The sequence below is a fragment of the Nitrospira moscoviensis genome, from assembly GCF_001273775.1.
Taxonomy (GTDB): Bacteria; Nitrospirota; Nitrospiria; order Nitrospirales; family Nitrospiraceae; genus Nitrospira_D; species Nitrospira_D moscoviensis.
This window is the reverse complement of record NZ_CP011801.1, coordinates 431165-456225: the sequence shown is the minus strand read 5'-3', so window position 1 is coordinate 456225 and position 25061 is coordinate 431165. Positions and strand designations below refer to the sequence as shown.

Annotated in this window: 27 protein-coding genes; 8 read left to right on the top strand and 19 right to left on the bottom strand. The window is 63.0% G+C overall.

Translation table 11 applies throughout. The features are described 5' to 3' along the window. Positions 1 to 61: 61 nt before the first annotated feature. From lolA to larC, 9 genes are all read right to left on the bottom strand, one after another. Complete coding sequence (lolA, locus tag NITMOv2_RS02245) at positions 62 to 769, bottom strand: outer membrane lipoprotein periplasmic chaperone LolA (RefSeq protein ID WP_053378344.1); 708 nt, start codon at positions 767 to 769, stop codon at positions 62 to 64. Then, a complete protein-coding gene (locus NITMOv2_RS02240; RefSeq protein ID WP_053378343.1) occupies positions 766 to 3195 on the bottom strand; it encodes a DNA translocase FtsK in 2430 nt (809 codons plus the stop codon). The genes lolA and NITMOv2_RS02240 overlap by 4 nt, the downstream gene beginning before the upstream one ends. A 130-nt stretch (positions 3196 to 3325) precedes the next feature. Next, positions 3326 to 3727 carry a hypothetical protein gene (locus NITMOv2_RS02235; protein WP_053378342.1) on the bottom strand — a complete coding sequence of 134 codons (402 nt, stop codon included), beginning with the start codon at positions 3725 to 3727 and terminating at the stop codon, positions 3326 to 3328. A gap of 19 nt (positions 3728 to 3746) precedes the next feature. Then, a complete protein-coding gene (locus NITMOv2_RS02230; protein ID WP_187299341.1) occupies positions 3747 to 4331 on the bottom strand; it encodes a S16 family serine protease in 585 nt (194 codons plus the stop codon). 415 nt (positions 4332 to 4746) lie between these two features. Next, complete coding sequence (gene rsmA / locus NITMOv2_RS02225; RefSeq protein WP_053378340.1) at positions 4747 to 5544, bottom strand: 16S rRNA (adenine(1518)-N(6)/adenine(1519)-N(6))-dimethyltransferase RsmA; 798 nt, start codon at positions 5542 to 5544, stop codon at positions 4747 to 4749. Between the two features lie 3 nt (positions 5545 to 5547). Continuing rightward, positions 5548 to 5871, bottom strand: a complete 324-nt coding sequence (locus NITMOv2_RS02220) for a hypothetical protein (RefSeq protein ID WP_053378339.1) — start codon at positions 5869 to 5871, stop codon at positions 5548 to 5550. Positions 5872 to 5882: 11 nt separating this feature from the next. After that, positions 5883 to 6935 carry a 4-hydroxythreonine-4-phosphate dehydrogenase PdxA gene (gene pdxA / locus NITMOv2_RS02215; protein WP_083447686.1) on the bottom strand — a complete coding sequence of 351 codons (1053 nt, stop codon included), beginning with the start codon at positions 6933 to 6935 and terminating at the stop codon, positions 5883 to 5885. Positions 6936 to 7000: 65 nt separating this feature from the next. Further along, complete coding sequence (locus NITMOv2_RS02210) at positions 7001 to 8008, bottom strand: sodium:calcium antiporter (protein ID WP_053378337.1); 1008 nt, start codon at positions 8006 to 8008, stop codon at positions 7001 to 7003. 58 nt (positions 8009 to 8066) lie between these two features. Beyond that, positions 8067 to 9272, bottom strand: coding sequence for a nickel pincer cofactor biosynthesis protein LarC (gene larC / locus NITMOv2_RS02205; protein ID WP_053378336.1), 1206 nt, complete (start codon positions 9270 to 9272; stop codon positions 8067 to 8069). A 245-nt stretch (positions 9273 to 9517) separates the two neighbouring features. Here larC and NITMOv2_RS02200 point away from each other — a divergent pair, with 245 nt between their 5' ends. Further along, a complete protein-coding gene (locus NITMOv2_RS02200) occupies positions 9518 to 10018 on the top strand; it encodes a hypothetical protein (protein ID WP_145976140.1) in 501 nt (166 codons plus the stop codon). 53 nt (positions 10019 to 10071) lie between these two features. Here the strand turns inward: NITMOv2_RS02200 and larB are convergent, their stop codons facing one another. Both larB and NITMOv2_RS02190 read right to left on the bottom strand, forming a co-directional pair. Then, a complete protein-coding gene (gene larB / locus NITMOv2_RS02195) occupies positions 10072 to 10833 on the bottom strand; it encodes a nickel pincer cofactor biosynthesis protein LarB (RefSeq protein WP_053378334.1) in 762 nt (253 codons plus the stop codon). Continuing rightward, a complete protein-coding gene (locus NITMOv2_RS02190; protein ID WP_083447685.1) occupies positions 10830 to 11855 on the bottom strand; it encodes an NAD(P)H-dependent glycerol-3-phosphate dehydrogenase in 1026 nt (341 codons plus the stop codon). Before NITMOv2_RS02190 ends, larB begins: the two co-directional genes overlap by 4 nt. 391 nt (positions 11856 to 12246) lie before the next feature. Between NITMOv2_RS02190 and NITMOv2_RS02185 the strand changes: the two genes are divergently transcribed. Next, positions 12247 to 12855: an outer membrane protein gene (locus tag NITMOv2_RS02185; protein WP_053378333.1), complete on the top strand. Its 609-nt coding sequence runs from the start codon at positions 12247 to 12249 to the stop codon at positions 12853 to 12855. Between the two features lie 73 nt (positions 12856 to 12928). Then, the gene (locus tag NITMOv2_RS02180) at positions 12929 to 13288 is read left to right on the top strand and encodes a zinc ribbon domain-containing protein (RefSeq protein WP_053378332.1); all 360 of its coding nucleotides are present in this window, start codon (positions 12929 to 12931) and stop codon (positions 13286 to 13288) included. Between the two features lie 226 nt (positions 13289 to 13514). On the opposite strand, the gene NITMOv2_RS02175 is transcribed toward NITMOv2_RS02180, so the two are convergent. From NITMOv2_RS02175 to truD, 3 genes are read right to left on the bottom strand one after another with little or no spacing between them, the layout of a single operon-like run. Beyond that, positions 13515 to 14315 (bottom strand): dimethylarginine dimethylaminohydrolase family protein, encoded by an 801-nt coding sequence (locus NITMOv2_RS02175; RefSeq protein ID WP_053378331.1) that lies wholly within the window; start codon positions 14313 to 14315, stop codon positions 13515 to 13517. Next, positions 14312 to 15556, bottom strand: coding sequence for an ornithine cyclodeaminase, nickel-pincer nucleotide-dependent (locus NITMOv2_RS02170; protein ID WP_053378330.1), 1245 nt, complete (start codon positions 15554 to 15556; stop codon positions 14312 to 14314). Before NITMOv2_RS02170 ends, NITMOv2_RS02175 begins: the two co-directional genes overlap by 4 nt. Before the next feature lie 52 nt (positions 15557 to 15608). After that, on the bottom strand, positions 15609 to 16655 hold the full coding sequence (gene truD / locus NITMOv2_RS02165; RefSeq protein WP_187299340.1) for a tRNA pseudouridine(13) synthase TruD: 1047 nt from the start codon (positions 16653 to 16655) through the stop codon (positions 15609 to 15611). Positions 16656 to 16797: 142 nt separating this feature from the next. On the opposite strand from truD, the gene NITMOv2_RS02160 reads away from it, so the two are divergent. Then, complete coding sequence (locus tag NITMOv2_RS02160; protein WP_053378328.1) at positions 16798 to 17415, top strand: hypothetical protein; 618 nt, start codon at positions 16798 to 16800, stop codon at positions 17413 to 17415. Next, the gene (locus tag NITMOv2_RS02155; protein WP_053378327.1) at positions 17412 to 18242 is read left to right on the top strand and encodes a metallophosphoesterase; all 831 of its coding nucleotides are present in this window, start codon (positions 17412 to 17414) and stop codon (positions 18240 to 18242) included. The genes NITMOv2_RS02160 and NITMOv2_RS02155 overlap by 4 nt, the downstream gene beginning before the upstream one ends. A gap of 4 nt (positions 18243 to 18246) precedes the next feature. On the opposite strand, the gene NITMOv2_RS02150 is transcribed toward NITMOv2_RS02155, so the two are convergent. Further along, positions 18247 to 18879 (bottom strand): HEAT repeat domain-containing protein, encoded by a 633-nt coding sequence (locus NITMOv2_RS02150; protein ID WP_053378326.1) that lies wholly within the window; start codon positions 18877 to 18879, stop codon positions 18247 to 18249. A 128-nt stretch (positions 18880 to 19007) separates the two neighbouring features. On the opposite strand from NITMOv2_RS02150, the gene NITMOv2_RS02145 reads away from it, so the two are divergent. Continuing rightward, positions 19008 to 19469 carry a MarR family winged helix-turn-helix transcriptional regulator gene (locus tag NITMOv2_RS02145; protein ID WP_053378325.1) on the top strand — a complete coding sequence of 154 codons (462 nt, stop codon included), beginning with the start codon at positions 19008 to 19010 and terminating at the stop codon, positions 19467 to 19469. Then, positions 19469 to 20224 (top strand): MBL fold metallo-hydrolase, encoded by a 756-nt coding sequence (locus tag NITMOv2_RS02140; protein WP_053378324.1) that lies wholly within the window; start codon positions 19469 to 19471, stop codon positions 20222 to 20224. Before NITMOv2_RS02145 ends, NITMOv2_RS02140 begins: the two co-directional genes overlap by 1 nt. 114 nt (positions 20225 to 20338) lie before the next feature. On the opposite strand, the gene NITMOv2_RS02135 is transcribed toward NITMOv2_RS02140, so the two are convergent. The 4 genes from NITMOv2_RS02135 to NITMOv2_RS02120 form a co-directional block, all read right to left on the bottom strand. Continuing rightward, on the bottom strand, positions 20339 to 21199 hold the full coding sequence (locus NITMOv2_RS02135) for a SirB1 family protein (RefSeq protein WP_187299339.1): 861 nt from the start codon (positions 21197 to 21199) through the stop codon (positions 20339 to 20341). 14 nt (positions 21200 to 21213) lie between these two features. Further along, the gene (locus NITMOv2_RS02130) at positions 21214 to 21993 is read right to left on the bottom strand and encodes an ABC transporter permease (RefSeq protein WP_187299338.1); all 780 of its coding nucleotides are present in this window, start codon (positions 21991 to 21993) and stop codon (positions 21214 to 21216) included. An 82-nt stretch (positions 21994 to 22075) separates the two neighbouring features. Beyond that, positions 22076 to 23044: an ATP-binding cassette domain-containing protein gene (locus NITMOv2_RS02125; RefSeq protein WP_053378321.1), complete on the bottom strand. Its 969-nt coding sequence runs from the start codon at positions 23042 to 23044 to the stop codon at positions 22076 to 22078. Positions 23045 to 23046: 2 nt separating this feature from the next. Beyond that, positions 23047 to 23805, bottom strand: coding sequence for an LON peptidase substrate-binding domain-containing protein (locus tag NITMOv2_RS02120; protein ID WP_145976138.1), 759 nt, complete (start codon positions 23803 to 23805; stop codon positions 23047 to 23049). 70 nt (positions 23806 to 23875) lie between these two features. Here NITMOv2_RS02120 and NITMOv2_RS02115 point away from each other — a divergent pair, with 70 nt between their 5' ends. Then, the gene (locus NITMOv2_RS02115; RefSeq protein WP_145976137.1) at positions 23876 to 25060 is read left to right on the top strand and encodes a lipocalin-like domain-containing protein; all 1185 of its coding nucleotides are present in this window, start codon (positions 23876 to 23878) and stop codon (positions 25058 to 25060) included. Position 25061: the final 1 nt, after the last annotated feature.

Sequence of the window (25061 nt, the reverse complement as noted above, 5' to 3'; positions counted from 1 at the left end):
ATTGAAAAGACCGGCCTCTTCTCCTACTCATGACTGTTGACTGATAACCACTGACTCGCCTTTACGACCCGCTCAGCACCGGCGCCTTCACGATTTCGACATCCGGCGGCGCTTTGAAATCGAACAACTCGTTGCCCAATCCGACATTGGGCTTCAAATCGGAGAATTCAAACGTCGCCACATTGCCGTTGATCTCGTGCAACGTGACCGTACGGATGAAATAGGTCTTCGGAAACACTTCGACCACGATGCGTTGCAGGCTCCGCGTCGACTCCTGCTCCTTGGCTTTGGGGATGAGGGTGATCCTCCGAATGCCGCCCACCCCCCGCTCTTTTCCCGGAGTCGGCTCGACTTCGAACGACTCTTCCAGCTTCGCCGCCCCTTGCAGCAATTCCAACGGCGCCTTGGACGCCGCCATCTGCGTGAGCTTGCCCACCAGCACCTGCTTGTGCTCCGGCACGTAGACCTTCACATCGTCGTGGTTGACGTAAATCTCTTCGTTGGCCGGATCCAGATAGTCCCAGCGCAGCCGTCCCGGTTTTTTGATATAGACCTTGCCCGACGAGGTCACCGGCCGCTCGAAGCCTTCGATTCTGGTCTTTTGCGTGAAGTCCGCTTGGAGATCCTTCGTCTTCTCATAGCGGGCCTGGATCTGCTTCACCACCGCGTGCACGTCCTGCTGCGCCCTGTCGTCGAAGGACGGCTCGGCCGCCCACAGGGGCACGGCCAGCAGCAGACAGAGCCCATATCCCGCGGCCAGCCGCGTCACGCTTCCGCCGCTCCCACGGGACCCCGGCGGCCGAGCACTTCGCGGCGCCCGTCGCGGCCCGCCGCCCCGACGATCCCTTCGGCCTCCATCTGTTCGATCATGCGAGCGGCGCGCGGATAGCCGACGCGCAGGCGGCGCTGGATCAGCGAGGCCGAGGCTTGCCCGGTGGAGAGCACCAATTCCTTGGCCTGTTCATAGACCTCGTCCTTGGCCTCTTCCTCCGCCGCCTCCTCCTGTTTGAGCGACTGCAGCTCCTGATTATAGACCGGCATCGCCTGCTTCTTCACGAAGTCCACGACGGCGCGTACATCGTCGTCCGAAACGAAGGAGCCGTGCAGGCGCACCAGGCGGCCGGTGCCGGAGGCGAGATAGAGCATGTCGCCGCGGCCGAGCAACGCTTCCGCCCCGTTGGCGTCCAGGATCGTGCGTGAATCCGTTTTCGAGGAGACTTGAAACGCGATGCGCGCGGGAAAATTGGCTTTGATGAGGCCGGTCAGCACGTCCACGGACGGACGTTGGGTGGCCAGGACGAGATGAATGCCGGAGGCCCGGGCCATCTGTGCGAGACGGGCGATCTTGTCCTCCACGTCCTTCGGCGCCACCATCATGAGGTCGGCCAATTCGTCGATCATCACGACGATGTAGGGCAGCGGCTCCGGCGGCGTGGGTTTGGGTTGCATGCAGCCGGGCTCGCCTTCGGCGACCGTCGTTTCGCCGGCGGACAGTCGCTCGTCTTCCGACAGGAACTGCATGGGCAACTCGGCCTGTTCGACCGGCGGCGTCTCGGCAAAGGCTTCGTGCAGGCCGGCGACTTTGCGATTGTAGGCGTCGATGTTGCGCACGCCCGCTTCGGCGAGCAATTTGTACCGCCGCTCCATTTCGGCCACCACCCATCCCAGGCCTTTGGCCGCCGACTTGGCGTCCGTGATCACCGGCCGCAAGAGATGCGGGATCCCGTCGTAGGACTGGAACTCCAGCATCTTGGGATCGATCAGCAGCAGCTTGACCTCGCTCGGTTTTGCGGAGAACAGAATGCTCAGCAGCATCGTGTTGAGTCCCACGCTCTTGCCGGCTCCGGTCGCGCCGGCGACCAGCAGATGCGGCATTTTCGCCAAGTCCGCGGTCACGGGCGCCCCGAAGATGTCTTTGCCGAGCGCAAGCGTGAGCTTCGAGCGCGCGCGGGTAAAGGCCTCGCTCGTCACCACTTCTTTCATCGACACGGTTTCGCGGGCGCCGTTCGGCACCTCGATGCCGACCACCGATTTTCCCGGCAGCGGCGCGACGATGCGCAGACTGGTCGCCTTGAGAGCCAGAGCCAGATCGTCCGCCAAGTTGACGATGCGCGCGACCTTCGTGCCAGGGGCCGGTTCGAATTCATACATCGTGACGACCGGACCCGGCCGCACTTCCGTCACCTTGCCTTCGATCCCGAAACTGCCCAGCGCGCGGGACAAAATTTCGGATTGCGCCTTCAACTCGTCATCGGACATGCGCGTCACCGGACCGGACGGATCGCTCAGCAACAATTCCGGATCGGGCAGGCGGTATTCGTTGGAATCGGCCTGCGCGGCCACCACCGGGCGTTCGCTGACTTCCTCAGGCTCGAGTCCCATGGGCGCCGGGAGCGGCGCCAAGACGAGCGGAGGCTGGATGATAGGCGCCTCGGGCACCACGGCCGGAGGCGGCGGCATGTCGGCCGGCGCTTCTTCCGCCACCGCCGCACGGCTCGGCTTGGGGCTCTTCGCCTTGCGCCGGTTGCTCGATTCCGGTGAAGGCCCGGCGGCAGAGCGTTCCGGAAGCAGCGCGGCGACCCGTTCGCGAAACGCGGCCCACCGCGAGGGGAGACGGCCGATGACTTCCGTGAGCGAAAGCGGCGTCGTGAGCAGGAGCGACACGAGGAAGCCGGCCATGATCACGATGTGCGCGCCGGTGCTGGCAAAGACGGCGCGCAGGCCGTCGCCGACCAACTGCCCCGTGACACCGCCCGCCATGCCGCGCGACACCATGCCGCTGGTCAGCGTCGGGACGGCGGTCGCTTCCAGATGGAGGAAGGCGCTCAAAAACAGCACGGCGGCCAGTGAGCTGCCGGCAGTCCTCAGTCTGATGCTGACCGGAGTGTGTGAGAAGCACCGGAGCCCCAGCCGGCCCAACAGGAAAGGAAACAAGTATGCCGCCCCCCCGATCATATAGAAGAACCCTCCGGCCAACACCGCGCCGAACGAGCCGATGAGATTGCGCGGAGGATGGACGGACGGGGCGCCGGCCGCCACGGTCTGGGCCTCACCGGGGACGAACGAGAGCAGGCTCAAGAGCGTAAGCAGGCTCAGCGCGATGAGCACCACGCCGATAACTTCGCGTTGAAGATGAGACGGGGGGGAAGGGGCGCGGCGGGCTTCGCCCCGCTTTGCCGAGGTGGAGACACCCATAGGCGCGGATGCTAGCACAGGGGGCAGGTCATTTCAAACGACAGGACGCTCTTCTTGCGGGACCGATCGCAATCCGCCGCATCGATGTTCGACGCTCTTCCAACGCCTTTGGTCCGGCGGTTCGTAATCGTCAATTCTTCGTCAGCGTGCGGACCTCCAGCACCCCGGAAAAGTGCGCTTCGATCGTCACGCGATCGCCGTGTTCGACGATAGGCGTTTCCTTTTGGCAGAGCGTCGTATAGACGGCATCGATCGTTCCCGTATCGTCTTTCACCAGAAACCGCTGCACACACTTTTCCAACTTCGACACGCTGCCGATGAAATGATTCATCTGAGACGCCGTCACCACCCCCTCGACGTTGACCAATTTCATGTTGTAGCCCCTCGGATCGGCCAACAGCGAGCCGATTTTCACAGGCTCGCCGGCCCAAGAGAGACCGGCAAGCAGGCTCACGGCAAAACCGGCCGGTCCCAGCCAACCCATGAGCCTGATGCGACGGACAGACAGCGGTAGTCCCACATGACTCTTCATCGCCAACCTCCTCTATTGATTAAAGCCGAACCTCTCGCAGCACCTGACCGGTTGCCGCGGCGTACGCATCCGCCAGCGTGTGCACTTCAACGACATGAATCGCCCGCTCCGCTCCCTTGAAACTCAAGTGACTGTTGTCCAATCCGTCCGGCACGAGCATGACCGTCTTCTTGAGCTGCTGGCAGGCGTTCATTTTGTCAATCAATCGACCGACCGGCTTGATCTCCAGCGTGGGCTCGATCGCGCCCGACATACAAACCTCCGGACGAATCTGGTCGCCGAGCAGGGCCGCTGCAAGCGCGACCGCATACATCCCACCCGCGCTAGGCCCGTCCACGCCGGTCGGAACCAACAGACGGACTTTGAGAAACCTGGGATCGTATCCCACGGCTCCGGCGGCGGCCACGATGGCGGTCATGAGTGACGCCATGGAGGCAGGTCTGAGATTCCCATCGGTTAAGATCTGCGGCCCATTGCCGCCGGCGAGATACCCGACGGTCAGCCGCACCATTAAGCCAAGCCATGAGCCGGTGATCGACCCTTGGATGGGCCGGCTCACAGCGACGATGGGAAAGGCCAGGGAGACCTCCGAGAACGCGGCCACAGGCTTCCGATCCCGCATGACCCCGGTGTGAGGTGTGCTCGGAGAAGTCGTCGGAGATTCTACGGGCGGCGGTGGAGCGGCCGGTGCCGGCGTAACGTGCAGCGACGAATAGGTCTTGGCCTCTCCCAACGGCGAACATCCGGGTCCAGGATGGTCGATGTAGAGATCCGGCTCTCCCGGTCGCGAGCACACCCACATCTCAGCAAGGACCGTTTGCTCGCAGAGGCTAAGGCAGAGGCTAAGAAGGAGCAGCGCAGTGCGGAGCACGACGATCGATTTGACCCAGACCTCACGCGAGGAAAAATCCATGAGCCTGACGCATGGCTAGAGCGGCGACCGTAAGGAAGACTTATTCCGACAGGGTACCCGCCTGATCGACGTTCGTCAAAGAAACAATGGTTCGTCGCGGGCCGCATCAGGCGGGTATACGGCGGCTCAATTCCACGAATTGCTGCACGGAGAGGACTTCCGCCCGCACAGCAGGTGAGAGGCCGGCCGCTTCGATCGCCTCCATCACGGGCTGCGGATCGTAGCCTTCGTCTCTCAAGGAGTTGGCCAAGGTCTTTCGTCGATGGGCGAAGGCGGCTTTGACCAGCGCGGCGAACTGTGGCTCTTCGGCTGCGCTGAGTCCCCTGTGCGGTCTGGTTCGCAGCAAGACTACCGCCGAGCCGACTTCCGGTCTTGGTCTGAAACATTGCGCCGAGACTTTGAAGGCCTTCCTCATATCGGCGGCATACTGCGCCATCACGGAGAGGACGCCGTAATCCGAGTGGCCCGGTTTGGCCACAAGACGGTCGGCTACTTCGTCCTGCAGCATGAGAACCATGCGGGGAAACCGATCTCGGTGCTCCAGCAAGCGGAACAACAACGGCGTGGAAATATAATAGGGCAGGTTGGCGACGACGATCGTGCCGACTGGAAGCTGTTCCAGCGGATAGGCCAGTGCATCGGCGAGGACCAGCGTCACGTTGGGAAAATCGGCTTGGCGTTCGGTGAGATGGGCATGGAGCCGGGGATCGATCTCAACGGCCGTCACACGACCGGCCGCTTGGGCGAGTGCTTCTGTGAGAATGCCGCGGCCTGGACCGATTTCGAGCACGCTGTCGGTCGGCCGGACCTCCGCCAGCGCGACGATCTTGCGGACGATGTTGGGATCGATGAGGAAGTTTTGGCCGAGGCGTTTGATCGCGGGAGGAGAGTCAGGCCGGCTCACAGGCTATGTCCCGGAGGACGGACGCGGCGCTTGGGCCAACTGCTTGGCGAGCGCGGCGAGAGGGGCGCGATAGCACTCGATCAAGTCGGTAAATTCTTCGACCATATCGTTGGTGAAGGACGGCCCCGGGTGAACGGCGGCGAATCTGTTGCCTTCAATCTGCCCGATCGCTTCGGTGATGAGCGCGACGGTGCGCGCCTTCCACTTCGCCACCCGCTCGGTGCCCGCGACGGTGTTCAAATCCTGGAGCGTCTGTTTGGCGAGCGCATCGAGCTCTTTCAGCTGTTGCTGAACGACGGCCAGGCCTTTAGATGGATCCTGTAACATAATCGAGGGGCTCAGGACGAACGGGCTGACTTCCGCCCGTTCGCAATTTTCGCCGCCAACTTGACCGCTTCCAGCAGACTGCCCGGATCGGCGATGCCTTTACCGACGATGTCGAACGCGGTGCCGTGATCGACCGACGTGCGGATGATCGGCAGGCCGACCGTGAGGTTCACGCAGGTGCCGAAGGCGACGAGCTTCAATGGAATCAATCCTTGGTCGTGGTACATGGCGACGACGCCGTCATACTGGCCCTTCGCCGCCTTGCCGAACAGCGTATCGGCCGGCAGGGGATCGCTCGCGAGGATGCCCTGAGCCTGCGCGGCGCGGGCAGCCGGAAGAATCACCCGCGCCTCTTCGTCCCCGAAGAGACCGTGCTCGCCCGCGTGAGGGTTCAGAGCCGCCACGCCGATTTTCGGTTTGCGGATGCCATAGAGTTGAGTCAGCGCCAGTTGGGCGAGTCTGATCCCCTTCTCGATCTTGTCCTGTGTGAGCAGTCCCGGCAAATCCTTGATCGCCACGTGCGTCGTCACGAACATGATGCGGAGCGGCCCGCCCACGATCATCATGCCCGATTCCTTGGCCTGCGTGAGATCGGCGAGCAGCTCAGTGTGGCCGGGATAATGGCAGCCGGCCAGATTGATCGCTTCCTTATTGATGGGCGCGGTGACGATGCCGTCGATGCAGCCGAGTTGCGCCAGCGTGACGGCCTTCTTGATAAAGCTGACGGAAGCGGCGCCGGTTTCGGCCGCCGCGACACCGGGCGAAAATCGGCCGAGCGGGGCTTCCAATGGATCGAGCACCGCCACCGTGCCCTGGCTCAGCGGCATCGCTTCATGGTCCTTGACGGGAACCGCCTTGAGCGTGAGCTTCAGCGACTTGATCGTCCGTTCCAGGACGGGCATTGATCCAATCACCAACGGACGACAGATGGTCCGCAATGTACGACTCGCCATCGCCTTGGTGATGACTTCCGGGCCGATGCCGGCCGGATCGCCCATGGTGATGCCGAGAAGCGGTTTCTCTTGTTTATTTGGTTTGTTTGGTTTGTTTGGTTGTAACTTCATTGTTTTAGTCTTCCGACCAAATGAACCAAACAAACCAAATAAACCAGACAAACCCTCTCAATCGCTCACCATCCATACAGATACAACGCATATCCTATATAAAGCACGGCCCCGGCGCTCAGCAACCAGGGCCGCCACTGCCCGCCGACCGTGATTTGCAGGAGCGCGAACACCGAAGCCGCCATCGCGAGAAGGATCGTCGCCAGCGCGGACGGCGCCAGGGCCCACTCGGTGCCCAGCAACCCGACGGACACAGGAAAGGTTCCTTGGAAGACCATCGCGCCGGTGACGTTGCCGACGGCGAGGCGGTCTTTTTTCCGGTAGAGCCAGAGAAAGCTGTTGGACATCTCCGGCAATTCGGTCGCCAGCGGCGCGATCAACAGCGCCAGGATGAGCGGTGAAATAGCCAGGGCCGCCGACATGGTTTCGGCCGCCGTCACAAACAGATGCGCGCCGGCGATCAGACCGGCCAAACCCGCCACTGCCTGCACGGCGATGAGAGGGTACGCCGGCTTCGCCGCTCGTTTCGCGAACAGCAACGGCTCCAGTTCGCTCCCCTCTCCGTCGTCTTCCTCGGATGCCCCGAACTTAAGCCGCATGTAGTAGCCATACATCGCGATCAATCCGACGGCCGCGACGATATGCGCCAGCCGGGACGGGACGAAGACCGCCCCCAGCGCCACGCTGTAGCCGATTAAGAAAAAGCCGAGATCCGTTTGGACTTCGCGGTAATTCAAATGAAACCGCGCGGTGCGCTTTCCCGCCCGCGCGTAGAGCACCAACAGGAGCGCCAGAATGGGCAACACCAGCGTGCTGAGCATGAACGGGGCGCCCAGAATCGCGCCGAGCCCCACCTCGGCCTCTTGCCGGCTGGTCCCGAAAAAGATCGCGATGATCGGGATGGAGGTTTCCGGCAGCGTCGTGCCGATCGCGGCGAAGATGCTGCCGACCGCGCCTTCGGAAATGCCCAGGCGTTTGCCGAGCCATTCGATGGCATTGGTAAACAGCGCGCAGCCGCCCAACGTGACGACGATGGAGACGACGAACAGAAGCGCGTACAAGAGCAGGGTCATGACCCTGCTCTCAATGCAACAGTAAACGGGCAAAAGACAAAAGTGGAGATCATCGTCCTTACTTTTTACTTCCTGCTTTTGCCTTTTTACTTTCCCGGTACGCGAGCGCCGCTTCTTCCATCACCTGCTTCAGCGGGCGGCCGGTTTCGTTCGCGACTTGTTTGCAGTCGAGATACTCGGGCGCGGCTTTTTCCCACCCGGCGCCCATCTCGGCGATCTTCATGCGCACGGCTCGGCCGTGTACGGAGACCGTGACGAACCGGCGCGGAAGAATGTGCCGGGCGACTTCTTGAACCCGCACGCCCAGCGCCGTCGTTTCCTGGAACACCACTTCCAGCGCGGCATCCGTCTGGTCACGGGGGGCGAGACAACTGAGGATGATGCCCGGCCGGCTGCGTTTCATGATGACCGGGATCAACGCGACATCCAACGCACCGACGGCAAACAGCCGGTCCATGAGATGCTCATAGGCCTGCGGATTGAGATCGTCGAGATTCGTTTCGATCTGCATCACCCGATCGGTCGGCCGGCCGGCTTGGGGCCGCTCGGCCGAGACAAACACCCGCAGCACGTTCGGCCAGCCTGCGGGATCGTGGTCGCCCGCCCCGTAGCCAATGCTCGCAGCTGCCATCAGAGAAAGCGGGCCGAATTCGGACGCGAGAGTCCGCAGCAGCGCGACGCCGGTCGGCGTGGCCAGCTCGCACCGTGGGCCGTCGGAGTAGATGGGAACGCCCTTCGCCAGCGCCGCCACCGCCGGCCCGGGAACCGGCAACAACCCGTGCGAGGTCTGAATCGTGCCGGAGCCCACATTGATCGCCGACGCCGTGATACGGGTGACATTCAAGAGATGGCAACCCAGGACGCCGCCCACCACATCGATGAACGAATCCATCACCCCCACTTCATGAAAATGAACATCGGCGGCCGCCATATGATGGGCCAGCCCCTCGGCTTCGGCCAGCCGCTCGAAGACGGCGCGGCTCTGCTGCTTCACCGGGTCGGACAACGAGCTGGCGGCGAGGATTTTCCGGATCCGAGCGAGCGTCAACGGCCGTTCAAATCCTCGCTCGATGATCACCTCCACTTTGGTGGCGTGCAGCGCGGCGCGCGGCACCTTGCGCTTCCGCAGGCGATAGCCCTTGAGCTTCAGGCCGTTGAGTCCGGTGACCAGGGCCGCCCACGGCAACCCGGCATCGATCAGCGCGCCGAGCACCATGTCGCCGCTCACACCCGAGAAACAATCAAAATGGAGATGCCGCCCCACGCGCTCCTCATTGGATGCCGGATAAATGGCCGCTCATCTTACCCAAGGCCTCCGTCAACGGCAATCATCCGCGGCGGCGCATTGACAGCCTTCGGGGGCTGTGTTATCCCCTGCATGCCCGTGAACACCCCGTTCGTGCTGAGCTCTCAAGCAAGACGGACAAACAAGCGCCCTTCGACTCTTCGGCCGGCTCAGGGCAGGCAGGCTCCCTTCGACGGGCTCAGGGCGAACGGAGGATCGGCGTGATGCGAAATTGGCTCCTCGGCCTGGTGCTCGCTCTTCCCTTGACCGCGCTGCTCACCGATGACGGACTGGCGAAAGCGAAGCCGTCCCGCGCGCCGCGGCCCGAACCGGAGCTCAAGGTCCTCGAGCTGAACATCAGACCGCTGCCGTACCAGCCAAGCAACGGCCCGCTTGAATTCGCCGTGACCGTCCAACTGCCGAAAGAATTGAACGGCGCGACGATTCTGGAGGTGTCCTCCTTGATCAGCTCCCCGTCGAAGACCTCGCTTCGCTTTCTTTCCCACCGCCAGCCGGTGGAACTTCCGGCGCGGACGGCGGTCGCTGCCGGCAATCCCACCCTGTCTCTCCGGCTGTCCTGGGACGGGCAGGATCACCGCAAACAGCAAGCCGGCCCCGGCACCTATTCCTATGAAGTCCGAGTCAAACTGCTGGCGGAGACGGAGAAAGGTCCGCGCACCATGATGGTCGCCTGGCCGAAACGGGGCACGGTGGACGTGAAATGAAGGGATAATGGGGTAGCGGGACAACCGCGCTAAACGTACTTTCGGCTATCCCGCTATCCCTTACCCCGCTGCCCCAGTATGTTGATCCGGTGCGCCAGGCAGGCGGCGCCGAAGCCGTTGTCGATGTTCATGACACCCACGCCGGCGGCGCAGGAATTCAACATCGTGAGCAGCGCCGCCAAACCGCCGAAGCTCGCCCCGTAGCCACGGCTCGTCGGCACCGCGATCACGGGACAATCCACCAGCCCCCCGACTACGCTCGGCAGCACGCCGTCCATACCGGCCGCGACGACGATCACCCGGGCGGTAAAGAGCCGGTCTTTGCGTCCGAGCAGCCGATGTAACCCGGCGACGCCCACGTCATACAATGTCTCGACGTGGCTGCCCATCACCTCCGCGGTCACCCGCGCTTCTTCCGCCACCGAGACGTCCGCCGTGCCCGCCGTCACGATCAAGACGTGTCCTCGGCGGACGCGCTTCGGATCGTGGACCACCACCACTTTGGCGTCTTCATGGTACCGCGCGCGCCGATCGAGCCGGCGGATCGCCCGCGCGACGGCCGGTTCCGCCCTCGTGGCGAGCAGCGGCCCGCGCCGCTTGAGCAGCGCCCGCACGATGGAGACAATCTGCGCCTGCGTTTTCCCCTCGCAGAGCACCACTTCGGGGAACCCTTGCCGCAAGGAGCGGTGGTGGTCGAGCGAGGCAAAGCCCAGGTCTTCGAAGGGCAGCGAGCGGAGCCGTTGCAGCGCCTGGTCCACGGTGACGCGCCCTTGGTGGACGCGCCGCAGCAGCCGTTCGAGTTCTTCGGGATTCATAGGCCGCCCTTCTCCGGTTTGGCTCCCCGCTCCATCAAGTCGCTGACCGCCTTGCGGCAGGATTTGCCGTCGAACAGCACCGCGTTGATCTCCTGCGTGATCGGCATCTCGACGCCATGGCGACGCGCCAATCCCAGCGCCGCGTGCGCGGTCCGCACCCCTTCGGCGACCGCCTGCATGCCGCTCAAGATCGTCTCCAACTTCTCGCCTTGGCCCAACCGCACGCCGACCATGTGGTTGCGGCTCAGCGCGCCGGTGCAGGTCAGCACCAGATCGCCGACGCCGGAGAGGCCGTAAAACGTCCGGGGGTCCGCCCCCATCGCCACGCCCAAGCGGATGATTTCCGCCAGGCCGCGCGTGATGAGCGCCGCGCGGGCGTTGAGGCCGAGACCCAGACCGTCCACCACGCCGGCCGCCAAGGCCATCACGTTTTTTAGCGCGCCGCCCAACTGCACGCCGAGCAGATCCGTATCCGCATACACGCGCAGCGTGGAGGTCATGAAGGCCTGTTGAAACCGTTGCACGGTCTCGCTGTCGCGGCCGGCCAGGCACACGGCGGTGGGCTTGCCTTCGCTGAGCTCGGTGGCGAAGCTCGGACCGGACAGGGCCATGATGTACGGCGCCATCTCGGCCGGCAGCACCTCTTCCATGATCTGCGTCATCAGCTTGGACGTGTCTTCTTCGATGCCTTTCGTGGCGCTGATCAGCGGCACGATATTCGACAAGCATGGGGCGAGCGCTTTCAACACCGCCCTCGTCACATGAGAGGGCACGACGAACAGGATACCCTCGCACCCTTCGAGCGCATCGGCGATCGAGCCGGTGGCGATCACTGTGCGCGGGAGCTTCGCGCCGGGCAGATAGAGGGCGTTTTCATGCGTCGCGTTGATCGCGTTGACCACTTCCTGCTCATACGCCCACAGCCGAACGTGCAAGCCCTTTTCAGCGAGATGCTTCGCCAACGCCGTGCCCCACGCGCCGGCGCCGATCACACTGATGTGCCGAACTGATCGCATCACCATGTCTTCACTTTGACCCACGAGGCTTCACGTTTCACGCTTTCGCGAGCGGCGCGGATTATAGGAACCCCATTAACAGGCTGTCAACGAAGTGGAACGAGGCTTGGGATTTTGTCAAACGAGGAGAACGGGAAATTACTCAGACCGTCGCGACAATGGCATATCGCTTGCTCTCCCTCCACGAAGAAAATGCGAAATCCCTTCTGCAGCAGCAGCGGCGGACTTAGCATGGGACAGTCATGAACGGGCCTAACACCGAGGAATTGCTATGAATCGGATGAAGGCAGTCGGGCGTTGCATCACCATCGCGGCCGTCACGGTTTTAATTTCCGCCACGCTGCAAGTCTCGAAAGCGTATCCGGAAGCCTACATAAGTGGACAAGTCTGAGCGACAATGCCGTCAGTAGGCAAGGGCTTAACAAGCGGCGAGTTTACAGACTTCTCACCGGCGGGAACCATCTCGGACAGAGAGTTGAGCTCCTCGCTTGTCCTCGGCATAAAAGCGGGCTATTACTTCCCGCGGGCACGTTGGTTCGGGCTTGAAACGGAAGTATTTCATACGACCCCTCATATCAAGCAACAGCAAGTGTCCATAACCATCCAGCCCGGTACGACTTTTAAAGGTATTTCTGTTCCTGGAAGCGGCACCGCAACCGATACTCTTTCAGGCGACCACTTTCGAGTGATTACGTGGGCACCCGTCAATTTCATGTTTCGATATCACAAGACTCGATTGCAGCCCTACGTAGGCGTGGGTCCCGGTGTGTTCTTCGGGCGCATAAGCCAAACAACGCAGGGCTTTGAAGGGTCCCAATCGTCTACCCGGCTGGGTCTCAACGCCAAAGCAGGTCTGGATTATTTCGTCACCAGACACATGAGCGTCTTCGCAGAATGGAAGTACAATCGAGTTAAATTTGCTTTCAAAGAGAGCGATACTCAGCCCGCCTATTCCACCAACTATGATATGCACTTGGTTGTATTTGGCTTGAGCTACCATTTTTAGATAGTCGAACGCATCTTCCGCACGGGCTTACATTGCATTGCGCAGGGCCGTTGTTCATACTTGGCTCTGGCTCATGCAAACCTGCCCCTCTTGCCGGCGGTCGTTGCCGGAGATCAATCGCTTTTGCACGTACTGCGGGCAGCGGCTTGGGGATCGGCCGGCGGCTGAGGAACGGTCTGCATCAAAATCCGGCTCCGCGCCGGAGCAACTCAACCTCAACGTGCTGTACGGCATGGTGGCCGTGTTGATCCTGGCCGTCCTGTTTCCGCCTTGGGAGACCCCGCCGGATCAGCCGCCGGAATTCCTCGGCATGCACTTCATCCTCTCCCCGCCCACCCCCGATGCCATCGTCAGCCGCATGCTCCTCACCATCGAGCTGGTGACCTTGGCCATCGCCGGTCTGTACGGCGCGTTTCTGTTCAGAAAGAAGTAGGTCGGCACTGCTTTTTCGGCTGCTCAAAATGTCCCGATCACAAGGCCGCAGGCGAATGAAAACCGGAGGCGTACCAGTTATCACCCACCCGCCCCGAGCTGCCAAGACAGCTCGTTCTCCGTGGGGTACGTTGAGGATTGTGGCGAGCCGAGAACGCAGCCTGGGAGAAGCGCGTCTCGGCGCGCTAGGGTTGGGCGGGTGAGATCACAGGCATTTTCAGCAGCCGCTAGTCCAAAGCTAGCGTGAGGCACTTAGCCGACCCACCCGACTTCATGAACTCGTCCAAGTGGACGGCGTGCGTGCGGTAGCCTCGCGCCTGTAAGGCGGACTCGGTGGAGGGACATCCGGCGGGGAGCACGACGTCTTTGCCTACGCACACCGCGTTGCAGGCGAAGCGCAGGGCTTCCGGTTCGCGAACAGGAATGCGGTGTGCGGCAGGGATTCGGTCGGCGATCGCCGTCTGACCGTAGGCATCGAACGCGGAGGGGAAATACAGCACGTCTCCTCCGCTCAACGGACAGAAGCAGGTGTCCAAATGGTAGAACCGCGAATCCATCAGCTCCAGCGGAATGATCTCGCGATGGAACCGCTCGCTCAGGATCGAAAAGGCCCGAATGTCGGAACGCTGCCGGTAGCCGCCGAACCAGCACTCCGGAAAGCCGAGCAAATCGCCGGCCCCTTCGAAGTACAGACCCTGATCGAGCGTCATCACCTCGTATCCGTGCGTTCGGAACCAGTTTTCAAAATGGGCTTCCTCCTGTTGCCGCTCGGCGTAGCGGAAGCGGCTGACCACCGCCGTGCGACCGACCACGACGCCGGCATTGGCGGTGAAGACGAGATCGGGCAAGCCCGGCACCGGCGCCATGCGCTCCAGCACGACATTCACGTCTTCTTCGAACACGCGCATCAGCTCATGCCACTGGGTCACAGCCCTGGCATGGTCCACGCGATTGCTCACGCGCATCCAGGGATTGATTTCGTATTCGATGCCGAAATAGTCCGGCGGGCAGACCAGCAAACGACTCATGCGGGCCTCCCTAAATTCCTGGCCAACTCCCCCAGAAACGAGGCGGCGTCCATGACCAACCCGACGGCCTGAAAACTGCCGCGATCCGCCAATTTCGTCGGCACGGAGGGATTCACATCGACACAGACCGACGGGACCGTGGCCGGCAGCAGATTGCCGGTGGCGACGGAATGCAACGTGGAGGCGACGAGCAACGCCAGCCCGACGTCCGGGATCGCGGCCCGCATCGCGGCTTGCGCCCGGACCGCGTCCGTGATAACGCCCGGCAAAGGCCCATCGTCGCGGATCGTGCCCGCCATGACGACATGGACATGCCGCCGCACGCAGGCCGCCATAATGCCGTCTTTCACCACGCCGGACCGCACCGCCGCGTCGATGCTGCCGATGGCGCGGATCCGGTTGATCGTTCGCAGATGATGCTCGTGGCCGTGCGGAACCACCCGGCCGGCGGTGAGGCCATACCCCAACGACGTTCCATAGAGATCGGCCTCCATGTCATGCGCGGCCAGGGCATTGCCGCAAAACAGCACATGGATGAAGCCTTCGTCGATCAACCAGGTCAGCGCGTCCCGGCCCCCTGAATGGATGATCGCCGGTCCCCCGGCAAGCAGCACCTTGCCCCCGGCTTCCCCTCGGCCCATGCGATCCCGCAACTGCCGCATCCGAGCCGCGATATCGGCGATGACGTGGGCATGCGGCCGTTCCGCGGACACCTGCGATTCCATAAAGCCGAACACGTCCCGCTCCGCCGGGCGCCGCAGCGGGGTCACACGGACACCCTCGCGGCCCACCACGACGCGATCCCCGCTGCGGACGTCACCCATCGGCACGGTGCGGGCCGACCAGGCGAGCGGATCGACGACGATGGCCAGATCCATTTCCATCCCGTGCACTTCGAGCCAGCGCCCGTTCACACGCACTTCCGTCGGGAGATGGGTGGTGGCGTAAAAGTGCTCCGGCAGCACGCCGTCCGCCGGAGCCGCTTCCGTGCGGCAGTCGGACTCCCGCTCGATGGCCGCGCCGTGCGGCTGGATGGCCTTGAGGATGTCGTCGAGCAGCGCGCTCGACCCGGCCTGGACGACGATGCGGGCGCGGGACGGTTCTTCACGCGTCTTGCCGATCGTGACTTCCGCGAGATCGAACGTGCCGCCCATCATGAGAATGATGTCGAGCACCTTGGCCAGCAACAGCGAATCGATAATATGGCCGCTCAACACGACCGTTTCCTGGTAATGCGTCATGGTCCTGATTCTACCACCTGGCAGGCATGGAGGGAGGCTGGAAGAGAAGTGTTTACGATGGGCCGAGATCTGCTTTCATGACCTCTCGCAACACGCTGGTGGCATAGGCGCCGGGAGGCAACGCAAACGAGAGGGTGAGGGCTGATCCCTCCAGCGACCAGTCGAGGTCGGCGAGCGGAACCCGGAGCGCGCGGCGCTCGCCGCGAAACCCGCACGCCTTGGCGGCTGCGATGAGAGCTTCCCGCGTCGTCCCGGCTTCCGCCACCACGGCCTCTTCGATGCGGCCCGGCTCACCCGCCGCCCAGGAGACACGGGAGCCGAATAAGATGCCCGTCGGGCTGATTTCAAACCGGTCGGCTCTGGGCTGCTCCTGCTCGGGATCTTGAACCTGAAAACAGGCCCCGTTTTCCAATTTCATCGCCCAGTCGCCGGCATACAGCCGATCGATGGACTCGATCCGCTTCGCGACGATGCGATTGAACAAGAAGGACTGATAGGCATTGAGAAACCACATCCGCCGGTTCCGGCTCATCTTCGCACGGCGGCGTGGGTCGTTCAGCAAGGCCGCGCCGAGCGCGTAATTGTCGCCGCCCTTGCCCTGGCGCTGCGGCCCGAAATAATTCGGCACCCCGCGCCGGCGCAGCGCATCCAGCACGGTGGGCACAGACTCCGCCGCGTGACCGGCGACCTCCCGAATGACGATGCGGAAACGATTGCCGGCGTGGTGCCCGGTGCGCAGCCGGTTTCGATGTCTCCCGAGGATCTCGATCTGCAGCACCTGCTCGTCCGGCTTGAGACCCGCCAGCCGCTCCGGAACAACGCCCTGGAAGGAAATCATCTGCGTGGTGACCGCCCTGGCATCTTTGAGCCCCGCTACGCCGATCGACTGCGCTTTGACGCCCAGAACGGACGACAGCCGCCGCACCAGATCCGGCGTCGATAGATTTCGTTTCGTGATCTTGCCATAGAGGTGCTCGCCCTCCCCGCACGGCAGATATAAGGGCCGTTCCTCGACCTGAAAATCCTCCGGCGCAGTCCGGATCCGACCCCCGATCCCCGGAATGGACGCGGTCAGGAACGGCTCTGGCCGGTCGGTCACGGCGCCGTCGCCATGCCTCTCTTGTTGTGATGCGGGATTCATGTCCGTAGAAAAGAGGACCCGTCGTTCATGGTATACTTGCCCTGTCGGCCCTGTCACGTCTCGAGTTTCGCCAATGCTCACGGTTGAGGGAAAGAGGCTCATGCGCCGCGCCATGCTGTCGCTCACGATGCTCGTACCGCTGAGCCTCCCCTCTTGGGTTGCCGGCGCCGAGGCCTACGAAGCGAACGGCGTCTTCGATCGCTTCAGCCGTCACATTGAGCGCCAGGTCCAGACGGACAAGATCGCCTTCGCCAAAGCCAGCGGCTGCACCAACTGGTTTTATCAGCAGGAAAAACAGAAACCGGCTCCTCCGGCGGTCCAATCGATCCGCTGGGATCCCGTCCTGCAGCCGCCCAGCCGCGAAGAGTGCCTGCGCGAGTATCCGGGCGGGCTGGAGGCGGTGCGCCAGGATTTTCATCGGACCCAGACCTCCCTGTCCGTCAGTTTGACGTTCTATGAATTCGCCCTCGTCGGCGACCGGGACGACGACGCCCGCTACAGCGGCGAAGAATTGGGCGATCTGTTCCAGTCGCTGGCCTTGACCTATGACCCCACCCACTCGGTCCTCACCCATGCCGCCGCCCTCACCGACCGCTTCGACGCCTGGTACCAATCGCGCAATCTGGAAAGCTTGATGAACGGCATGGGACAGCTCTACGACAAGGGGTACCGCGTCACCGCCGCCGACCGCGCCGAGTTGGATCGAGTCGCCCAATGATGCGACGGCGGATGCCCTGGTCGGATCGCCTGCGGTACTTCGTGGGCCATTGCCTCAGCGAGCCGTTCTACCGCGTCTTCAGCTGGGTGCCGCACTGGGAATACGGCCTTTCCTCCCATGATGTGTCGACGCTGACGCATGCTCATCCGGCGCTGGCCGGCCGCCGCGCGGTCCATCTGAGCGACCTCCATCTCGACCGCTATCACTCGCGCCACGACGGCGTGGTGGAGACAGTCGAGCGCCTCCGCCCCGATTGGATCTTCATCACCGGCGATCTTCTGAACGTGCCGGAAGGGCTGCCCCATCTGTTTCGTTTTCTCGCCCGCCTGCGCGAGATCGCGCCGCTCTACATCACCTTGGGCAATCACGATCATTACAGCGGCGTGCCGGTGTCGCACTACGCGGAGCTGGCGGACCGGCACAAGATCACCCTGCTCGTCAACCAGACCGCCTTGATCGACACCGGCGCCGGCGAACTGGCCATCGTGGGGGTGGATGATCCTTCGCTCCACCGGGCCGATCTGCGCTGCCTGCCGCCTCGGACCGACCGCCGCTTTACGCTTCTGCTCGCTCACGCGCCCAATATCTTGGACCAGATGGAGGCGCATCACGAAGTGGACTTGATTCTCTGCGGGCACAGCCATGGCGGGCAATGGCGCATCCCCGGGGTGCCGACGTTCTGGCTGCCGCCCGGGTGCGCGGGGCGCATCGACGGCCATCATGAAGTCCAGGGCCGGCGACTGTATGTGAATCGAGGCTTGGGCTGGTCGTTTCTGCCCTTCCGGTTCAACTGCCGGCCGGAAATCGTCCTGGTCGAGTGGGAATAGGACCTTACCGCATCCGCTCCACCGCTTCCTTCGCGCGACTGCGGACCGTCTGATCCCAATCTTCCTCCATCACCGCCATCAACCGGTCGCGCGCTTCCGTCGCGCGCAGGCGGCCCAGCCCGAGCGCGGCGCAGGAGCGCACGTAGGCATGGTCGTCGTCGAGCGCCTTCAGAAGCAGCGGCACGACAGTGCTGTCCTGCAAGATACCCAAGTGGCTGGCCGCCATGCCGCGAATGCGATGTTGCTTGTCTCCGACAGCGCGCCGGAGCGTTCCGATCCAGAGGGCTTTGAGCTCGGGAGCGACCGCCTCCAATCCTTCGATGCGGTAGTCGTTGAGCTCGGCGAGCGCAAAAGACAACTCCAGCTTTTTGTCCTGAGCGGTTTCGTTCTGAAAGACCGCCATGAGCCGGTCCCGCTCCCGGCGGACGTGCCGCCGTCGCCGGATTTTCTTGACGATGACCTGCCCCAGCACCACGGCGAGGATGGCCCCGGCCGCGAGGGGCAACGCGTCATCGATGATATATTCCTGCGTCTCGGTGGGAAGCCGCTTCCAGACCCACACACCGGCGATGACCAGGCCGATCAGAATCGCAATGGCCGTAAGATTGGCTTGGCCTCGTTCGTCGCGACGCGTCATGGGAGCAGGATCATACGGGGCTGCGGGTGGGTGAGCAAGAGCCCTCACCGGAGATGCCGCCCTCGACCTTTCGACTCGCTCAAGGCCAGCAGCTTGACGGTTGCTGTGGTTCCCTCTATTCTCCGGCCATGGAATTGCCGGATCTCAAGGACGATCCCTATCTGAAGCTCGTCCGTCCCCTCGTCGAAGCTTATCTGGCCTTTGCCCGCGCCGACAATCGGCACATCAAGACCCTCAAACTGACCCCCTCGCAATTCGACGTGATCGCCACCCTGGGCGACACGGACGGACTGACCTGTTCCGAGTTATCGGCGCGCACCCTGGTGACAAAGGGCACACTCACCGGCGTGCTGGACCGGCTGGCGAAGAAGGGGCTGATCCGGCGTGACGCGGTGGCGGGCGACCGCCGTTTCACCAAGATCCGCCTCACCGACAAAGGCTATGCCCTGTTCCAACGCACGTTTGCCTCCCACATCGCCTTTTTGCGTCCCTTCTTCGAGCGCGCCCTCAGCCGGCAGGAAGTCGAGCAGACCCGCACCCTGCTGCTGCGGCTCCGCGATAGTTTTAAGAAGGATGAGGCGGTCTCGTGATGCGCGTCACGATCCTGGGCTCCGGCACGAATCTCCATCCGACCCGCGCCGCCGCCGGCTACCTGGTCCGGACCGATCAGACCCTGCTGTTCGACTTCGGGCCGCGTACCTTGACGAATCTCCTCAAGACCGGTGTCGACCGCCACGCGATCACGCACATCTTGTTTTCCCATTTCCATGCCGATCACTGTTCGGATTTCCTGACGTTCTTCTTCGACGCGCAGATCGTCACGAAATATCAGGGCGGCACGCGCGGCCCGCTCACCGTGATCGGCCCTCACGGCACGGAGCGGCTGTTTCGCACGCTCTTCGAGACCTTGCCGGGATTTACGGAACCCCGGTTCGCCGTCCGGTTCAAAGAGGTCTCGGACCGGCCTTTCAAAATCGGCGACACCACCATCCGGCCGCGCACGGTCACGCACAGTCCCGATCTGCACTGTCTCGGCTATCGCGTGGAATATGGGGGGAAGGCGGTGGCCTACTCCGGCGATTCGGAATATTGCGAAAATCTCGTGCGGCTCTGCGGCGACGCCGATGCGGCGATTCTGGACTGTTCCTACCCCGCCAATCGGCCGGGACCCGTCCATCTCCACGCCGGGCAATGCGGGCAAGTGGCGCGCGAGGCGGCCGCCACGCGGTTGATTCTCTCCCATTTTTATCCGCTGGCGGAGCGGTATGACGTCACGGCGCAGGCGGCGGAGGAGTTCGGCGGCAGAATCACGAAAGCGAGCGACTTGATGACCATCCGCCTATGAAAGACGTGCCCTGCCTGCCCTGAGCTTGTCGAAGGAAGCTTGTCGAAGGGCATACCCCGAGGTGTCACAACAAACTGTGCATGGTTCGACGGGCTCACCACGAACGGAGGCGCCTTACAAGCCTTCTTCCCGCGGCTCTCCGCCGAGGATCTCGATGAACTTCGTCAACCGGGCGGTCTTCACCGGCTCGTCCATCTTGGCATAGATGGCCAGCAGATTCTTGAGCATGCGGGAGAGGATGGCTCTGGTGGGACTCTTGGCGAGATATTTTTCATCGAACCCGTAGCCCGCCTCCGTCAGGAATCGGGCGCAATTCTTTTCCGTGAGCAGCGCGCCGCCGTTGAAACAATCGATGAAGATTTTATAGCGGTCGGACTCGTACTTGACGAGGAAGTGGCCGGGCATGCCGATACCGAACAGGGGCAGCGCCAGCCGATGGCCGATCAACAGGTAGACGACCGAGAGGCTGATCGGAATGCCGACCCGCCGGTCCATCACGCAATTGATATAGCTGTTTTCGATCTCGTAGTAGTTCTTGGTGTTGCCCCTGAAGCCTTGCTCGGTGAAGACGTACCGGTTCAGGGCGTTGACCGTCTCCTCTCCCGAGGCACGGGACCCGATGCGGTCGCGCACTTCCCGCGCCATCGTATCGAGCAGGCTGCGGTACCGGGCCACGTCGAGCGTCGGATAGGCATAGCGCGCGATGATGAAGGCGCCGGCTTCCAGGCTCATCGCATCGTCGGACCGCCGGGCCTGTTCCGCCAGCTCCTCCTCCAACTTGCCGCCGCGGATTTCTTCGAGGATGGAGGCGATCCGGTCCGCCATCTCGGGCTGTTCGATCTCGGCTTCCTGCAAAAGGGGGACGGCGGACGGGCCGATGTCGATCAGCTTGCCGCTGATGGTCTGCACGATCCGGTCGTCCTCGTCGGACAGGAGCCTGATCAAGGCGCGAATCTGGCTTTCAGGAATGATCATCGTCCCGCTCCGCATCATCCCATCGCCCGGCGGAACGCCTTGGCGCCGCCGTAGAGACACAGCGCATCGAAGATCACCAGTACGACGAGCACCATGCCGACGTGCGGCAGGGCCTCGCTCCAGCCGGACAAGATCAACGGCCGCACGGCATCGATGGCCCAGGTCATCGGATTGAACTGAGCCAGAACGCTCATCCAGCCCGGCATCGCGGCCAAGGGAACCAGCGCCGAGCTCAGGAAAATCATCGGCAGCGAGAGGAACCCGAGCACGGAGAAAAAGTCGCCGTGGCTCTTCACGGAAAACGCCATGGCCATCGAGATCGCGGTGAGCCCGACGCCGAAGAGCATGCCGATGACCAAGATGGTCGCCACCCCCAGCAGCCCCGTGGCCGGCCGGACGCCGAACAGGAACGCGACGCCGAGGATCACTAGCACTTGCAGCGACGTGATCGTCATCACGAAGAGGAAGCGGCTGAGAATGACCGAGCTGCGGTGGATCGGGGTGGACATGAGCCGCTCGAGAAAGCCGTTCTCCTTGTCGAAGAGCAGATCGACGCCGCCGGCCAGGCCGTTGTTCAGCACCGTCATGACGACCACCCCGGCCGCCAGGAAGCTGATGTAGTTCGGCGCCTGCGTGACCTGCGTATCCGCCGCCCGCTGGAACAGGTTCCCGAAAAAGATCAACCAGAACAGCATCGGCTGGACCAGCGTGAACAGCATGCTGAACTTCTCGCGGCTCAACCGCCGCACCCACCGCATCGTCAAAGCCGATATTTCCTGCCAATAGTCCTTCATAGCGTGAAGCGTGACACGTGAAGCGTGAAGCGCAAGCCGCGGATAGACCACGGCCTCTCGCATGACGTTTCACGCATCACGTCTACCCCTCCTTTGCCGGCACGTCGTCTTTGATGGACCGTCCGGTATGGGCGATGAACACGTCGTCCAATCGAGGCCGGTGATAGTCGATAAAGTCCAGCCGGCAATCCAGCCGGTTCGCCGCGTCCAAAATCGCCGGGATCGCTTTCTCGGCCGAGTCCACACGGATATCCAGGCCGTTCGCCGTCGTCTTCACGGTGCGGATGGCCGGCTGATTCGTGACTGCCGCCGCTAAAGCCGGAATCCGGCCGGTTTCTTTGATCGTGAGCGAGACGATGTCGCCCCCGAGGGCAATCTTCAATTCTGCCGGCGCCCCGAGCGTTTTGATCTTCCCGCCGTCGATGATCGCCAACCGATCGCAGAGCTGGTCCGCCTCGTCCAAGTAGTTCGTCGTCATCACCACCGTCATGCCGCGCGCTTTCAACATCCGGACATAGTCCCAAATCCGCAGCCGGCTTTGGACGTCGAGCCCTAACGTCGGTTCGTCGAGAAAGAGGATTTTCGGATCCGGCAGCAGGCCGCAGGCGATGTCGAGCTTGCGCTTCATGCCGCCTGAATAGGTCTTGGCCGGCCGGTCGGCGTGGGCCTCAAGCTCCACCAGCTTCAATAACTCGCCGATCCGTTTTCGCGCGTCGTCTTTGGATAAATGGTACAGCGCGCCGAGCAGCTCCAGATGTTCCCGCCCCGTCAGAAACCGGTCGATCGCGCGCTCCTGCGGCACGTAGCCGATCATCTGGCGAACCCGGTCGGCCTCGCGGACCGTGTCATGCCCAAGCACGGTGGCCGAGCCGGAGGTCGGGTGCAGGAGGGTGATCAGCGTTCGGAGGGTCGTGCTCTTGCCGGCGCCGTTCGGACCGAGCAACCCGAAGATCTCGCCGGCGTAGACCTGGAACGAGAGATCGTCGACGGCAGTGTGGCCGTCGTAGGATTTGGACAGATGACTGACCTCGATGGCGATCGCGCGGTCCATTACTACTCCCAGCCTTTCGCGCCGTGATGATCGTGCAGCATGAATTGGATCAGATCGTTCAGGCGGCGCGCCCGCTGGTGAAGACCGTCGGCTTCCAGGAGAAATTGCTTTTCGAGCGGCGTGCAATCCAAGTAGGTGGAGAGGGTGTTGATCAGCACCTCGTCGCGGACTTCATCGCGGAAAAAACCCTGCCAGGCCGTGCTGTCCTCGCGGGTTTGCAGGTATTCGGCCAGCGCCTCCACCAGACGGCGCCGCACGGCGCGGTCCAGCTCCGGCTCGGCCGCCTGCGGCTTCGTGAGGACGGAGGCTTGCCGGTAGGGCTTGTCGAAGTGCTCTTCCGTGATGTCGCACCGTTCGAGTCCCTGGAGCAGAATGTTCGATCGGCCGTCCGGCAAAGGCTGCACGCTCACCAGTCGGCCGACGCAGGCCACGGGATAGATCGGCGGGTTGCCGTAGTAATCCGTCTCCCATCCTTCCTTGAGCAGGGCCATCGCGATGCATTGTCCCCCGGCCGTGGCATCGGCCACCATGCGGCGATAGCGCGGCTCGAAAATATGGAGCGGCAAATAGGTCTTCGGAAAAAACACCACGTTGGGCAGCGGGAACACGGGCAGCCGCTCCGGAATGGGAAACGGCTCGGCTTTCTCGGAAGACAGAGGACGACTCGATGGTTCTCGGTTGTGGTCGATGTGCATGGGCTCACGATAGCCGAGACTCGTGAAAATTGTCAACGCCGCGCCCGAATCTGAGGCAGTCGTCACAAACGCCGAAACACCGCTTCACGACTGGCGATTTGTGCATCCACGAGGCGCGTGCTATAAAGAATCCGCGATGCGGCGCGCCGCGATCCGACAGCTTCGATCGTTTCCCGCCTTCGGAAGCGGGTCCCGGGCAGTGAGCCGCTCATGGACCTCCGTGCTGGCCGGTTCGATACTGCTCGTCAGCTGGGCGCCGCTTCACGCCGGCTCATCGACCGCCTCTTTTCAACCGGCCGTGGCGGGCTATCAGTTCTCCTTTCCCAAGGACCATGGCGCGCATCCGACGTTTCGCACCGAATGGTGGTACTACACGGGCCATCTCCACACCGCGGGCGGCCGGGCCTTCGGCTTCGAGTTGACGTTTTTTCGGCGCGCCATCGCGCCGGAGGACGTCAAAACGCTGCCGTCGCGGTGGTCGGTCACACAACTGTACCTGGCGCACTTTGCCGTCACCGACGTCACCGGCCGGCGGTTTCACTTCTCCGAAAAACTCAGCCGGGCCGGGTTGGGAAAAGCGGGTGCCGACGAGGGCCGGTTGCATGTCTGGATCGACGACTGGCACGCCACCGCGTCGGACGGCGCCGTGTCCCATTCCCTTTTTGCTCGCGACGGCGATCTGACCCTCTCGCTCGCACTTGAGCCGGACAAGCCGCCCGTGATCCACGGCGAGCGCGGCGTCAGCCGAAAAGGCCCGGCACCGGGACAGGCGTCCCATTATTATTCCTTCACCCGGTTACGCAGCAGCGGCACGCTGACGGTGGGACAGGAGCGCTTCGACGTGACCGGCATCAGTTGGATGGACCATGAGTTCGGCTCGGCCGATCTGGCGGCCGAGATGGTGGGGTGGGATTGGTTCAGCATCCAACTGAACGATCACAGCGAGCTGATGCTCTACCGCTTGCGGCGCAGCGACGGCTCGTCCGATCCCGTGTCGAGCGGCACCGTCGTGGGCCCGGACGGTCGGACGCGGCACCTCGCGTTGGACGAGTTCACGATCGAGGCCACCGACTTCTGGACCAGCCCACACAGTCGAGCCCGGTATCCCGCGCGATGGCGGATTTCGATTCCGTCGCTGGACCTGTCGTTGGACGTGGTTCCCCTCTTGGCCGATCAGGAGTTGAGAACGTCCCGCAGCACGCAGGTGACCTATTGGGAAGGCGCCGCGGCGGCCTCCGGAACGAAACAAGGCCGGCCGGCGGCCGGGCACGGCTACGTCGAACTGACGGGCTACGCGGAGCGCATCACCCAAAAGCTCTGAG